The organism is Cohnella zeiphila (genome assembly GCF_014212055.1).
GTDB lineage: Bacteria > Bacillota > Bacilli > Paenibacillales > Paenibacillaceae > Cohnella > Cohnella zeiphila.
Genome location: NZ_JACJVO010000061.1, coordinates 16,516 through 30,608, shown reverse-complemented (window position 1 = coordinate 30,608; position 14,093 = coordinate 16,516). Strand labels below are relative to the sequence as shown.

Below are 14,093 nucleotides of genomic sequence, written 5' to 3'. Positions count from 1 at the left end.
GACCTAATAATACGAAAAGCCACCCGCGATCAGCCGCGCCAAATACGGCCCGGTCCTCTCGCAAGCGGCTTGCCGCGCCGTATCCGTTACGGCAGCTTTTTCAGCCGGATCAGCAAGCTCTTGTAGTCGCCGCGCAGCCCGATCGGGACGCCCAAGTGCAAGAGCGTGGAGCCGCTGCGGACCGCCGGCTCGCCTTCGTTCACGCGCACCTCGTACGCCGCCTGCGGATCGAGTCCGCGCAGCGGCAGATGGAGCAATTCGCTGCCGAAATGCTGCGATTGCAAGAAAACGAACGCCACCGCCTCCTCCCCGTCCGGGCCGACGTATTCATATACCGCCAGATTGGAACGCTCCTGCCCATTCCCGGGCCCCAGCGGCTCCAGCCGGTACAGATCGCCCTCCAGCACGATCGGCCGGATCCGCTTATACAGCTCGACGTAAGCGGCCGCTTCCGCGATCTCGTCATCCGGCCACTTGCCGATGTCGGCGCCGATGCCGAGGCCGCCCATCATCGAGCTGTGGAAGCGATACGACAGCGGAAGGGAGCGCCCGTTGAAGCCGTGCGGCGATTCCGTCACCCAGCACATCATGACCGCGGGCGCGTAGGCGTAGGAGAAGCCCTCCTGGATCGCCAGCCGGTCGCGCGCGTCCGTGTTGTCGCTGATCCACGCCTGATCGGCATATCGCAGAATGCCGAGGTCGATCCGGGAGCCGCCGCCCGCGCACGTCTCGAATTCCACGTCGGGGAACCGGGCCCGCAGCTCCGCCCATATCTCGTACAGATGCTCGGCGTGCCTCAGCCAGACCGATCCTCCCGAATGCTCGATGCCCTCCATACCGGCCGATCCAGTCCATGGCTCCGCTCCCCCCAGACTGACCGCCCCTTCCGGGTGCCCGTCATACTCCGGTCGTCCCGATTCCTCGAAATGCTCCCGCAGCGGGACGACGCCGGGCTCCGTAACCGTCCGGTTCATGTCCCACTTGATAAACCGAATATCATACGTCGACAGCAGGTCCGTCATGAAGCCGAGGACGAACGATTTCACTTCGGGCAAGCCCAGGTTGAGCAGAAGCTGGTTGCGAAGCTGGGTGCCGGTCCGGGTCGGGAACTGGTACGTCCACTCCGGGTGCTTCCGGTACAGCTCGCTGTCCGGATTGACCGATTCCGGCTCGACCCACAGCCCGAACTCCATGCCGAGGCTCTTCACCTCGTCGATCAGCTCCTGCAAGCCGTTCGGGAACTTCTCGGGATTGACGTACCAATCGCCGAGCCCCGCCCGGTCGCTGTGCCGCTGTCCGAACCAGCCGTCGTCGACGACGAACCGCTCGACGCCGAGCCGGGCCGCCTGTCGGGCCAGCGCCTTCTGCCCTTCGGCGGTCACCGCGAACTCGGTCGCTTCCCAGGAGTTGTACAGCACCTTGCGCAGCTTGCGCGTCGGCAGCACGCACTCCCGCTCGTACCGGTGAAGGCTGCGGCTCATCCCGCCGAAGCCGCCGGCCGTGAAGCCGCCCACGAAGACGGGCGACGTATAACTGGCGCCCGGCGCCAACGAGAATGCGCCGTCGAAGTCGTTCACCCCGCCGGCGATGCGGACGTGACCGAACGTCGTCTTCTCGGCGACGATCTTCCAGTTCCCGCTCCAGCCGAGCGCGCCGAACCAGACGCTGCCCGTCTCCTCGCCGGCGCTCCCGTCGTCGATCGCCAGCCACGGATTGGCGTGCGGCCCGGTAAAGCCCCGGCGGGACTCGATCGTTTTCTTGCCTTCGGACAGGAAGGTTCGCCGCAGCTGGTACTCGCCGGCCCAGCGGCCGGCCACATGCGTCATCCGGTACGCCGGCAGCCGCTGCACCGACCAGATCGCGGCCATGACCTGCTCGATCCGGACCGGCTGCGCTTCGCCGTTGCTCACCTGTACGTACCGTTCGATCAGGTCGTGCTCGGGCACCGCCTTGTAGCGAACGTCGACCCTCAGCTCGTAATGCTCATCTTTCAGCCGCAAAACCAGCTCGTTGTCTCCCCAAATCTCGTACCCTTCGTAATTCAGCCTTACATCCCGAACGCCGTCCGCGAACGTTGCTTTCAGGCCGGGCTCGGCATAGCCGCAGCCGCCCCAGCCCCCGTACTCTTCCGTCTCGCGGTCTACGTCCGCATCGAAGGAGCTGTGATGCCGCCCGCGCAGCAGCCCGGCGCAATCCGCGGCTTCGACCGGGGCTCCCCAATACAGGTGCTGGACCGTCCCTTTCTCGTTCACGCCGAACAGATACGACGTACGGGCGGTGCGAATCTCGAACAGGCGGTGCTTTTCCAAGTATACGATCGACAATGAGGCCACTCCTTCGTTCCGCTAGTTTCGCTTCTAGCCCTTGACGGCGCCGGCGGCGATCCCTTTGATGATGAACCTCTGCATGAACAGGAAAAACGCAATGATCGGGAGCATACCCATGACCGCATAAGCAAACGCGAGGTTCAAATCGCTGCTGTACTGGCCGAAGAAGAAGTATTGCTGCAGCGGAATCGTACGGTAGTGCTTATCCTGCAAGTAAAGCAAGGGCAGCAGGAAGTCGTTCCAGATGTACAGCGCGTTCAGCACGAGCACCGTCGCCGTTACCGGCTTCAGCAGGGGCAGCACGATCCGGGCGAAGATGCCGGGCGTCGAGCAGCCGTCTATGCGGGCTGCCTCCTCGATCTCTCGGGAGATGCCCTTGACGAAACCCGTGTAGAACAGGACGCCCATCTGCACGCCCATTCCGCCGTAAATGAGCGAAAGCCCCCAGTGGGTGTTGATCAGATGAAGCGACTTTCCCAACTTGTACAGCGGCAGCATCGTCACCTGAAACGGCACCATCATGCCCGACAGGAACAGCACGAAGATAAAGTTGTAAAAAGGCTTGTTCCGCCGGGCGATCGCGTAGCCGGCGAGCGCGGAGGCGACGATGATAAGCGCGACGGAGATGGCCGTGACGAGCAGGCTGTTCAGGATGGCCGTCGGGTATTGCGACGTTTTCCAGGCGTTCACGAAATTGGACAAGTTTAGGCTCGGAGGCAGAGCGTAGAACGATTGGAACGTCTGCTGCGCCGTCTTCAGCGACATGAGCAGGGCGACGTACAGCGGGAACAGGAACACGAGCGCCAGCAGCGCGACGAGCGCGAACGTGAGGATGCGGGTCAGCCTCATCTTACATCTCCACCTCCCGTCTGCGGAAAATGGCCAGCTGCACGATCGTGACGATGACCAGGATGAGGAAGAAGATCATCGACAGCGCCATGCCGTAACCGGCCTTATAGTTGGCGAACGACGTCTTGTAGATGAACGTCGAGATGACTTCGGTCGCGAAGCCGGGGCCGCCGTTCGTCGTCACGTAGACGAGATCGAATACTTTGAGCGAGCCGGTCAGCACGAGCAGCAGATTGATCGTGATCGAAGGCGCGAGCAGCGGCAGCTTGACGCTCTGGAAAATCCGGAAAACGCCGGCTCCGTCGATCCGGGCGCTCTCGATCAGCTCGCCGGGGACGCCTTGCAGGCCGGCGATATAGATGATCATCGGCGAGCCGACGCCCTGCCAGACGGCGACGAGGATCAGGCCGAGCATCGCGTAGTCGGGATTGCCGAGCGGGCTTGTGATATCGAGACCGAAATAGCGGAGCAGATTCGGGAAGCCCTGGCTGTAGTTGTAGCTCCAGACGAAGCCGGAGAGAACGATGGAGATGACGTTCGGCAGAAAAAAAATCGTCCGGAAGCCGTTCCGGAACTTCAAGTACGTGTCCAGTAGCAGCGCCAGCAAAAGCGACAGGATATTGACGAGAATCGTGACGATGATCGCGAATTTGAACGTATTGCCGAGCGTGTCCCACAGATCGGAATCGCGGAACGCGTTCGCGTAATTTTCCCAGCCGGTGTAGTGCAGCTTCGGAGAGACGCCGTCCCAGTCCGTGAACGAATACCGGGCTCCCGTGACGAGCGGGACGAGTACCGCCAGCACGAACAGGAGGATGCCCGGCAGGAGGAACAGCAAATACCACATCTCCCCACGAAGGTTACGTTTCCATTGCGCCATGATGCTTCCATTCCTTCCCGACAGCGGACGGCACAGGCTTAGGCCCATGCCGTCCGAATCGTACTGTCCCGTTTTAGTTGTGATTCTTGGCGACCCAATCGTCCATGTTCCGGATAACCTGGTCTTCCGTCTCCTTGCCGAAGAACATCTTCTCCAGCTCCTGGCTGAGCGGGGTACCCCAGTCGATCGTCGTATGGCTCATGTAAGACTGCGAATCGTACGTCTGTCCGTTGTCCAGATACGGCTTCAGATCGGCCATCGCAGGCGCGATATCCGTGGACGTCCCCTTGACGTAGCTCAGGGAGTTGACGTTCTTTACCCACAGGTCGCCGCCTTCCTTGCTCGCCATGAACGCCAGGAACTTCATCGCCGCGTCCTTATGCTGCGACTTGCTGTTGACCGCGAGCGAGGCGTCCGGGTTGAATTCCAGCTTGTTCAGGCTTTCGTCGTTGCTGAACGGGTAAGGGAATACGCCCATGCCGACGTTGTACAAGTCGGGATTTTTCTTCTGGATGTCCGCCAGCGGCCAGGTGCCCGAGTACAGCATCGCGGCGTCTCCCCGGGCGAACAAATCCACGCTGCCGTTGTAATCGACGCCCAGTTGATCCTTGTTGCCATACTTGAACAGCTGCATCGCATGATCCAGCGTCGTCTTCATCGCCGGATTGTCCGCGAACTTCGCCTGGCCCTTCTCCAGCTTGTCGAAAAAGTCCGTCTGCTTCGCGACCAGCACGGTGTTGCTGGGCAGATCGCGCGTGGACCACATGCCGAGCGTCCAGATGTCCTTCCAGCCGAGCGCGAACGGCGTCTTGCCGGCGTCCTTGATCTTCTGGGCGGCCGCCATCAGCGCATCGTACGTTCTCGGCACCTCGATGCCGAGATCTCCGAAGATCTTCTTGTTGTAATACACGGCGATCGGTCCGGCGTTCACCGGCATGATGTAGTTGCGGCCGTCCGTCGCCTGGGCCTGCAGGACGCCCGGATCGAAGCTTGTCATGAACGGCTGGTCCGTCAAATCTTCGAGATAGCCGCCGTCCTTGAACAGCTTCGCCTGGGCGCCGGCATTCAGCGTGAACACGTCGACGACGTCCCCTCCGGCCATCTTCGTCTTCAGCAGCGTGTAATAGTCGTCGTATTTGACCGGCTGCACGTCCACCTTGATGTTCGGATTCTCGCTTTCGAACTGCTCGACGATCTTGTTGACGCCGTCCGTTACGTCGCTTTTGAAATGCATGAACGTAATCGTCACCGGCTTGTCGTCCGCGGGAGCGGAGGCCGATGCGGAGGGAGAGGCGGATTCGGACGCGGAAGCCGTTCCCGCCGGCTCGGATGCGCCGGACGGGCTGGCGGAGCCGCCGCTGGCGTTATTGGCGCTATTCCCGTCGTTGCTTCCGCCGCAAGCCGAGAGAGCAACGGTGAGCAGGAACGAGCTGAGGATGATGCCGGCACTTCTTTTCATCTGGTTACCCCTTCACTTGATAATGTAGTCCGGAAGCGAATGCCGCTTCGTTCTGCTGTTCATCTTACTCCCCCGGCAAGGAACGGCGGAATCCAATAATTTGGGGATTCGATGTTCAAGATTTTGCCTCGCGATATTCCGACGGCGTTTGTCCCGTGAACTTCTTGAACACTTGGCTGAAGTAGCGCTGGTTCTCGTACCCGACCAGCTCGGCGATCTCGTTGATTTTGCGGTCGGATGCGCGCAGCAGCTCGCACGCCTTCTCCATTCGCCTGCGCGTAACGTATTCGATGAAGTTCTCGTCCGTCACCGACTTGAACAGCTTGCTTAAGTGGCTCGGGTCCAGGTGGAACCGGGTGGCGACGTCGATCAGGCTGACGTCCTCGAAGTAGTGGGCGTCGAGGTAGCGAACGATCTCCTCGACGGAGCGGGACGCATCGGTCGGGCCTCGGGAGGGGCCGCCGCCGATCGCTTCCGCCGCAAGCGCCAGGAACGCCCGCAGCTGCCCGATGTCCAGCAGGGCATCGAGCGCTCCGGCGCCGAACAGTGCCGGATAAGAGGAAGCGATGCCCGGCCGCTCGGAGGCCGCCGTCTCCAACACGCTCCGCAGCGCCCGATGAGCCTCGCGGATCGTGAGGTCCGCGCGGCTTTCCGCCTTGCGGGCGAGCTCCTCCGCCAGCCGGCGGAAGGCGTCTCCGTTGCCGGTTGCGAGCGCCTGGCCGAACGCTTTCAGGTCGAAGGAAGACAGCAGGCCCGTCTCGCCCGATTCGGCTGCCGAGAGCTCGGCCCAGCGAATCGACAGTCCGTCGGCGCCGAGCGGATTGACCAGAAGCGCGCCGTCCGCGGACCGGAACGCCTCCAGCAGCTTGTCCGGCTGCATGCAGATCGGGCTGATGCCGGCGATGACATCCGCGTCCAGCATCGTCTTCATGGCGGCATGGAAATTGGAGAGCAATCCGTGAATGCGATCGCGGTCGAACGGCGTTTCCGGCAGAAGCAGACAAAGCCGCAGCCGGTCGTCCGATTTGTAAGGGACCGGAGCGTTGTTCGCCGGAACGGCTTCGCGAAGCACTTCGCCGAGAATGTTCTCGACGCTGAATAGGAACAGGTCGGCGTTGCCGTGGAACTTCCGCTCCGTAATGTCGCGGAACTGACGGATCATGCACACCGCCAGCCGGCAGGGCGATTCAGGCTCCGGCAGTTGGAGCTCCTTCGCCTGCCGGCGGATATCCGACCGGTTCGAGATGCGGCCGCTCGTCACATTCTGGAGGAACACTTCTCTCCGAAGCTTGAGCATGTCCTGCGAGAACCTTCGCTCCTGCTGGCGGCTGGAGTATTCGCGGACCGCCCCGACGGCTTTGAGCATCGCGTTCCGCAAATCCGGCAGAGATACCGGCTTAAGCACGTATTCGCATGCGTCGTATGTCAGGGCCGCCTTCAAAAATTCAAATTGCGAGTAGCCGCTGATGACGATGACTTTGATCTCGCCGTACTGCTCGTAGAGCTTCTCCAGAAACTCCCGGCCGTTCATGACCGGCATGTTCATGTCGGTGACAACGATGTGCGGCTTGTTGATGCGGATAAGCGCCAGCGCCTCCTCCCCGTGCCTCGCCGTGGCGATGACCTCCAGGTCCAGCGCCAGCTCGTTGATCATCTTGCTGACCGACATCCGCCCCAAGGATTCGTCGTCCACGACCATCACTTTATACAAACTCGGTCCCTCGTTTCTTATAGGGAATTCGTATCGCCACTCTCGTTCCCGCGCCGGCTTCGCTGTCGACGGTCAACCCGTAAGCCGGGCCGTACGCCAGCCGAATGCGCTCGTGAACGTTCTTCAATCCGATGGAGACGCCGGAGAACACCTCGTAGGACCGGCGCTCCAGCCCCGATTGCAGGGCCGCCAACCGGGCCGGCTCGATGCCGGGGCCGTCGTCCTTCAGTTCGATGACGACGTCGTCCTGCTCCCGGAAGGCGCCGACGTTCAGCTTCAGCTGCCGCTCCCGCTTGCCCAGCCCGTGGATGACGACATTCTCGATCATCGGCTGAAGCACGAAGCGGATGACGGAGCAATCCATCAAAGAGGCGTCGACGTCGAATTCCGTCAGCAGCAAATCCTCGAACCGAAGCTGCTGAAGGTACAAATAATTGTTGACGTGCGCCAGCTCCTGGCCGATCGTCGATTCGAGATTGCCCTCGTAGAAGCTGTAGCGGAACATGTCGCCGAGCGCCCGGCACATCTCGTGAATCTCGTAATCGCCGGCCAGCACCGCCTTGCCGCCGATCGTCTGCAGCGTATTGTACAGAAAATGCGGATTGATCTGCATCTGCAGCGCCAAAATTTGCGCTTCCTTGTTGCGAAGCTGCGCCTGATACTCCGTCTCGATCAGCTCGCGGATCTTGTCCGTCATGAAGTTGAAGTTGCGCGTCAGCTCCGACAGGTCGTCCCGATGCTTCGGCGTCTTCAGCGTCATGTGAAAATTGCCGCTGCGTACCGCCTTCATCGCCCTGCCGAGCCGTTGAATCGGGCGGGTGACATACTGCTGGGCGAGCAGGGAGAAAAGCGAGATCACCGCCATGACGAACAAGAGCGCCCCGATCGTGATCAGCAGCGTGTTGCGGCGGTTGCGAGCCAATTCCGTGTTCGGATAAACGATCGTCAGCGCGATGTTGGCGTCGTCGAGATAGGACGTTCCGACGAGCAGATCCTTGTTCTTCGCGAACGTGATATTCCTTGGATCCGGGCTGACCGCTTGGTCGGAGCGCACGTACTTCTGCACGATGCCTTCATACTTGCCGTTCGTCCGGTAGAACGCGTCGCCCCGCCCGTTCTGCAGCACGATCACGTTCGGCGGCCGGTTGTTCGACTCCACGATCTTCGCCAAGGCCGTACTCTTGATGTAGAAGACGAGAGTACCGAACTTTTCCCGGTAAAAGGGGTCGTAAATCGTGATCGTATAGACGAAAAAATCCTGGTGCAGCGCGTCGTCCGAGTAGGTGAACATCATCGTATGCTGAAAAGGCAAATCGAGCATTTCCTTATAGTTCGGAACGCTCTGTTCGAAGCGGATCGCGTCGTAGCTGGATGCGCGGGACCAGGAATCCTCCAGCTTGTTGTCCTTGCCGTAGATCATGATTTTGATGATGTCCAGATTCTTGTTCTGGACGAGCAGATAATAGTTCTTCAGGGATTCGTTCAAGTTGAGAACGTCCGGATCGTTGTAGCTGACTCCGTGCTTCATCATGTTCGTGATCCGTTCGAACCCGTACACCTGCAGGGCGGAAGTCGAGATGTTGTGAAAGTATTGATTCAGGTAGCCCGATAAGTACTCCGCGTTCTGGTCCGAGCTGCGGATCATCGTCTGCTCCAGCGAGCGGGCGCTCGTCCGGTAGAAAAGGAAGGACAGGATGAGGAGCGGCAGAAGCGAGATCAGAACGGTGCTCCAGACGATCTTGGCGCGTATGCTTCGGGGAACGAACAGCCGCTTGATCATGTTGACGTCTTTCCCTCCATGCGCTTCGCTTCGTTCCCATCATTTTATCTCACCCCGGCGTCGCCGAACAATTTAACTTTTTGGGATTCGGATGTTCAAAATTTTGGCTCTTGGGGCGGGATAAAAAAAGATCGCTCTCCGCCGGCCCGGAAGGCCAAGCAAGAGAGCGATCGCCAAGGATCAAGCGTTATGAGGCTCGAACCGCGCCGGCGCCTTCAGGCGCCGCTTCGCCTCATCTCTTCCGGAAGCTCGAGTCCGTTGCCGGTCATCTCTTCCCGCAGCAGCGTCCACTGCTCCCGCGATGCCCGGATCATCGAAGCGTCCGTGATGCTCTTGTCGTGAATCACCCGGCTGAACCAGCGAACCGCTTCATGGGGCTTGCCAAGCCGCCGGTTGAGCTCCCCGATCAAGTATAGAAGGCGGGCGTTGTTCACCGCGCCCATCTCCGTCTGGTACACCTGGACGTAAGCGTCCAGCGCGAAGGCGAGGAACTTGTCCTCCATCTCCTTGTTGCCCTCGTACCGGTAAAGCCAGGCGATGTGATGAAGCAGCCCGGCCACGATGCGAACGGCCTCTTTGACGGTCTGCGCCGTCAACAAGGCCAGCTTGTAGCATTCCATCGCTTCCTGGGCGGTTCTCTCGCCGCCGTAGTCCCGATGCTTCCACAGCTTCCCCATCTTCTCCAGATACAGTTCGATATGCGGCTGGGGCAGCTGTTCGCGGAAGCTCTCCGTCGAGGCGAAGCCGCAGTAAGGGCAGACCCGGACCACGTAGAAGTCCGGATTGATCAGGTCGAAATAGGCGCAGAAGTCCGAATCCGTCCTCGTCGCCTTCTTGAAGCTGGATCTTACGCGCGAGGTCCGGAAAACGGAGCGGCAGCACGGGCAAGTAATCTTGGTCTCATATAAAGGATCCACATCGGTCTCCCCCGGAGCCTGTCCGAAGCGAAGCGGACGGGCGGCTCATCGTATTGGCTTCAGCTGTTGACGAAATGGTGCGCGGGACCGGACAGCCGTTCCAGCATTAACGCCTGCAGGTCTTCCGGCAGGGACGTCTCGGCGAGCGCGCGCCTCATGCAGTCCAGCCAGGCCTCCGCCCTCTCCTCGGTAATCGGAAAGCGCAAATGCCGGCCGCGCATCATCGGATGGCCGTGCTCGTCGGAATAAAGCGTAGGCCCGCCGAAAAACTGGCTCAAAAACTGGTACTGCTTTTCCATGACCGGCGTGATATCTTCCGGGAAGAGAGGAGCGAGCAGCGGATGCTCCTGCACCTTCGGGTAGAATCTCTCCACAAGATCACGGATGGCCGGAGCGCCGCCGGCAGCTTCATAAATCGTTGAGTAGGCCAAAAGAATCAGCCCCCTTTCCGCTATTGCCGGTAAACCAGGACTTTCCTTCTACCGAAACGCCTTCATTATAACACAAACGAACCGGTGCGAATCTCCCAAAAAACAAAAAATCGCCCGGAGGAGGGCGATGAAACCGGTGATGGTCCGACGATTTACCATTCTTCCTCAGGAGATGCCAAAGATTCCCGAATGACGTAAACGAAAGCGCATACAAGCAAGCCTGCCACAATTGCCGCCATGCCGATCCCTCCGTCCTCTTCTGTTCGCGGTTCGTCCGGAAGACGTTTTCTATATCCGCTTCGCTTCTGATTCTATTGTACCATAAAGGCCGAAATTTGATCACATCATTTTTGCAACCGGTTACAAAAAATGTTGGCGGAAAGAAACGGAGGCCAGTCTCATATAGTGGGACGAGAGTTCTCTTACGGATTGGGGTGCGTTCGCGATGCGGCTGTCGGCGAAATCCCCCGGACGGTCAAGCCCCTCCTCGGCCGGAAGCTGGCTTCCGGCGATCGGAATCGGGCTGGCGGTGGCGATGATCGGCGGTCTGGCGCTCGCCATGCCGCAAGTCGCGCTGTCGGCCTCTTTGAAAGGGCTGGCCGTCTGGTGGGACGTATTGTTTCCCGCGCTTTTCCCGTTTTTCGTGCTGTCCGATATGCTGCTGGGCTTCGGCGTCGTCCACTTGACCGGCAAGCTGCTCGACCCGTTCATGCGTCCGCTGTTCCGCGTGCCCGGCGCGGGCGGGTTCGTCGTCGCGATGGGCTTCGCTTCCGGCTATCCGGTCGGTGCCAAGCTGACTTCCCGCCTCATGGAGGAGAACCTGGTGGACCGCGACGAAGGAGAGCGGCTCGTGGCCATGACGACGTCGTCCGATCCGATCTTCCTGATCGGCGCCGTTTGCATCGGTTTTTTCGGCCGGGCGGACATCGTCCCGGTGCTGGCTGCCGCCCACTACGGCGGCGCCATCCTGATGGGCCTGCTGCTGCGCGGGAAGGGCGGCGCGAAGCCGGGCGAGGCGGCAGCCGGCCACGCAGCCGCCAAGCGAAAGGGCGGCCGGCTGCGCGAAGCGGTCGCCGCCATGCATCGCGCCCGCCTGGCGGACGGGCGGCCGTTCGGGCTGATGCTGCAGCAATCGCTGGAATCTTCGATTCGGCTGATGATCGTCGTCGGCGGACTGGTCGTTTTTTTCTCCGCCGCGCTGGAACTGCTGCTTCAGAGCGGGCTGCTTGAAGCGATGCGGGATCTGCTCGCCGCGCTGCTGCGGCTCGCGGGCGTCGCGCCGGGACTCGCGGACTCGCTCGTGCGGGGCGCGTTCGAGGTGACGCTCGGCGCCCGCGCCGCCGCGCAAGGAGGAGCGTCCGGCATGGCCGTCCCCTTGCTCGAGCGCGTGGCCGCCGCCGCCTTCGTCCTCTCCTGGGGCGGCCTGTCCGTTCACGCGCAGGTCGCCGGTCTGATGAGCGGGACGAAATGGCGCTACGGCCCGTTCCTCAAAGCCAGGCTTCTGCATTCCGCGCTGGCCGTCGCTCTCGTCTTCGCGCTCTGGCCGGTGCTCGCTCCTTCTTCCCCGTAACGGCGGCGTTCCCGGGTTCCGGCATTGTTTTCCCCACCGTTATTGTTTATGATCGTATCTAAAGGAACGAACCGAGAGGAACGGAAGGAGAACCCCCTTGAAATATTCGCTGCTCGACCGGGGAGACCGGTTGTCCCGCGATTTGGCGGAGCAATTCCATCAGATGGCCCAGGAGAAAGAATTGACCCGGGACGACGAGTCCCCCGACATCGTGCTGTCGATCGGAGGAGACGGCACGCTGCTGCAGGCGTTTCATCGCTTCCGCGACCGCGTCGGAACCGTGGCGTTCGTCGGCGTGCATACGGGACATCTCGGCTTCTACGCCGATTGGAAGAAGGACGAGCTTCCCGAGCTGCTTGAGCGGATGGCGACGCTGAAGCCGACGACCGTCAGCTACCCGCTGCTCAAAGTCGAGATCGTGACGGACGCCGGACGGACGGTCTACCTTGCGCTGAACGAATTTACGCTCAAGAGCGTGGACGGGACGCTCGTCGCCCAGCTCAACATCAACGACGAGCCGTTCGAGATGTTCCGGGGCGACGGCATCGTCGTCTCCACCCCGACGGGAAGCACCGGCTACAACAAGAGCGTCAACGGCGCGATCATCCATCCGCACCTCGAAGCGCTGCAGATCGCCGAGATCGCCTCGATCAACAACCGGGTCTACCGGACGCTGGGCTCTTCGATCATTCTGCCGAAGCACCACCATTGCGACATCGTCACCGATCCGGACGAGCCGCTGGCGGTCGGCATCGACCATCTCGTCTTTCAGTTCCAGGAAGTCCGATCCATCATCTGCTCCGTTGCGCCCGAGAAAGTCCATTTCGCCCGCTATCGGCCGTTCCCGTTCTGGAACCGCGTCCGCGAAGCGTTCATCGGCTGGGACGAGAACCAAGGCTTTACGAAAAAGTGGCCGCGCTAGCGAAAGCGCGGCCCTTTTTTTGCGTATATTCAAGTTTTCACGCTCTTATCCGTTGACCAGGAAATTCAACAGGCGTACCGCGTGGCCCTCGCTGAGCGCATGCCTGCTCTCCGAGATCCGGATGTCGAGCGAATGCGCGCCGGGAGCGAGGCTGTCCGCCAGCAGCACGATCTTCGGCCGATAGAAGTCGGCGCACTTCTCGTCGAACAGCTCCGCCGTTTGAAAAGGCCCGCCGTCGATGGAATAGTCGACGTTGCCGAGGTCGATTCCGGCGAGCATCGAGAAGCCGACGGCCGTCCCGTAAAAGTCGAACCGGAAGCTCGCGCCGATCCGGTTCCCAAACAAGATTCGGCCTGGAAGCTTCCAATAACAGACATGCTCGAACGTCCAATCTTCGAGTTTCTCCCAGCCTTCCGCCTGCCCGATCTCGTGCGGCGAGCGCAGGTCGGCGACGGCGTAAGACAGCGGATGCAACGGAGCAGGATCAGGCGTCTCCTTACCCGGCTCCGGCGCTCCTCCGTCTTCCGTCCGCAGCGCCGTATCCAGAAAGTCCCGCAAGAATTCGGCGTACAGCGCATAGCCGAAGTCGTTCGGATGCACGTTGTCCCCGCTGATTCGTTCCCAGCCGATCTCGCCGGCCGCGACGCGGCGGTAGATTTCGCGGGCGATATGCACCGAAGGAAGCCGGTAACGTTCGGCGACTTCCTCGTGGTGGTCGACGTTCGCCTGCTCCTTGCCCTCCGTCCGGAAAAGCTCGACGTCTTCTTTTCGTGCGGTGTAGAGAAAACAGATATCGATGTCCGGACAAGCGCGCCGGGCCTGGCGAACGATGCCTTCCATCGCCCGGACCGACGCATCCCGGTCTCCGGCGTCGTTCACCGCGAACTCCACGAACAACAGATCGATGGGCAGCCCTTGCCGCAGTACGTGCTCTTTCAGACGGAAAGCGCCGTAGACCGAATCGGTTCCTCCGATCGCGGCGTTGACGAACTTGGGGCTGGAGAGAGGATACCGCTCCGTCAGGTACCGGCACGTCAGCGCCCGGTAGCTCGTTCGTTCCCCGTCCGAAGCTCCGGCTCCTTCCGTGACGGAGCCCCCGAGGAAGGCCACGGTTACCCCGCGGCCTTCCTTCAACTTGCGCGCGAACCGCCGCAAGCCGTCCCTCATCGCGTAATCGGAGAACGGGCTTTGCCTTTCCTGAAGCTTCATTCGTTTCATCCTTTCGATATCTCAGCCAGGCCGCGCCA

At 61.1% G+C, this 14,093-nt stretch carries 11 protein-coding genes; 2 read left to right on the top strand and 9 right to left on the bottom strand.

The genetic code is table 11. The features are described 5' to 3' along the window. Window positions 1–86 precede the first annotated feature (86 nt). The 8 genes from H7C18_RS35460 to H7C18_RS33990 form a co-directional block, all read right to left on the bottom strand. On the bottom strand, window positions 87–2,324 hold the full coding sequence (locus H7C18_RS35460) for an alpha-galactosidase (protein WP_238358143.1): 2,238 nt from the start codon (window positions 2,322–2,324) through the stop codon (window positions 87–89). Between the two features lie 33 nt (window positions 2,325–2,357). After that, window positions 2,358–3,176 (bottom strand): carbohydrate ABC transporter permease, encoded by an 819-nt coding sequence (locus H7C18_RS34020; protein WP_185133585.1) that lies wholly within the window; start codon window positions 3,174–3,176, stop codon window positions 2,358–2,360. A 1-nt stretch (window position 3,177) separates the two neighbouring features. Further along, window positions 3,178–4,056, bottom strand: coding sequence for a carbohydrate ABC transporter permease (locus H7C18_RS34015; RefSeq protein WP_185133584.1), 879 nt, complete (start codon window positions 4,054–4,056; stop codon window positions 3,178–3,180). 73 nt (window positions 4,057–4,129) lie between these two features. Then, on the bottom strand, window positions 4,130–5,515 hold the full coding sequence (locus tag H7C18_RS34010; protein WP_185133583.1) for an ABC transporter substrate-binding protein: 1,386 nt from the start codon (window positions 5,513–5,515) through the stop codon (window positions 4,130–4,132). A gap of 115 nt (window positions 5,516–5,630) precedes the next feature. After that, window positions 5,631–7,217, bottom strand: a complete 1,587-nt coding sequence (locus H7C18_RS34005) for a response regulator transcription factor (protein WP_337914081.1) — start codon at window positions 7,215–7,217, stop codon at window positions 5,631–5,633. 1 nt (window position 7,218) lies between these two features. After that, window positions 7,219–9,006, bottom strand: coding sequence for a sensor histidine kinase (locus tag H7C18_RS34000; protein WP_185133581.1), 1,788 nt, complete (start codon window positions 9,004–9,006; stop codon window positions 7,219–7,221). Between the two features lie 215 nt (window positions 9,007–9,221). Then, window positions 9,222–9,923 (bottom strand): DUF2225 domain-containing protein, encoded by a 702-nt coding sequence (locus H7C18_RS33995; RefSeq protein WP_185133580.1) that lies wholly within the window; start codon window positions 9,921–9,923, stop codon window positions 9,222–9,224. 59 nt (window positions 9,924–9,982) lie between these two features. Beyond that, entirely contained in the window at window positions 9,983–10,354 is a 372-nt protein-coding gene (locus H7C18_RS33990) for a globin domain-containing protein (RefSeq protein ID WP_185133579.1), read from the bottom strand. 445 nt (window positions 10,355–10,799) lie between these two features. On the opposite strand from H7C18_RS33990, the gene H7C18_RS33985 reads away from it, so the two are divergent. Together H7C18_RS33985 and H7C18_RS33980 are read left to right on the top strand one after the other, a co-directional pair. Continuing rightward, window positions 10,800–11,924: a nucleoside recognition domain-containing protein gene (locus tag H7C18_RS33985; RefSeq protein ID WP_185133578.1), complete on the top strand. Its 1,125-nt coding sequence runs from the start codon at window positions 10,800–10,802 to the stop codon at window positions 11,922–11,924. A gap of 97 nt (window positions 11,925–12,021) precedes the next feature. Then, complete coding sequence (locus H7C18_RS33980; protein WP_185133577.1) at window positions 12,022–12,846, top strand: NAD kinase; 825 nt, start codon at window positions 12,022–12,024, stop codon at window positions 12,844–12,846. 45 nt (window positions 12,847–12,891) lie between these two features. Here H7C18_RS33980 and H7C18_RS33975 read toward each other — a convergent pair whose 3' ends face one another. Next, entirely contained in the window at window positions 12,892–14,055 is a 1,164-nt protein-coding gene (locus tag H7C18_RS33975; protein WP_185133576.1) for an SGNH/GDSL hydrolase family protein, read from the bottom strand. Window positions 14,056–14,093: the final 38 nt, after the last annotated feature.

Bases quoted from the DNA above. Each gene is read 5' to 3' on its own strand.
- H7C18_RS34020 (WP_185133585.1), bottom strand. From the start codon at position 3,176: ATGAGGCTGACCCGCATCCTCACGTTCGCGCTCGTCGCGCTGCTGGCG.
- H7C18_RS34010 (WP_185133583.1), bottom strand. From the start codon at position 5,515: ATGAAAAGAAGTGCCGGCATCATCCTCAGCTCGTTCCTGCTCACCGTT.
- H7C18_RS33975 (WP_185133576.1), bottom strand. From the start codon at position 14,055: ATGAAGCTTCAGGAAAGGCAAAGCCCGTTCTCCGATTACGCGATGAGG.
- H7C18_RS34000 (WP_185133581.1), bottom strand. From the start codon at position 9,006: ATGATCAAGCGGCTGTTCGTTCCCCGAAGCATACGCGCCAAGATCGTC.
- H7C18_RS34015 (WP_185133584.1), bottom strand. From the start codon at position 4,056: ATGGCGCAATGGAAACGTAACCTTCGTGGGGAGATGTGGTATTTGCTG.
- H7C18_RS33985 (WP_185133578.1), top strand. From the start codon at position 10,800: ATGCGGCTGTCGGCGAAATCCCCCGGACGGTCAAGCCCCTCCTCGGCC.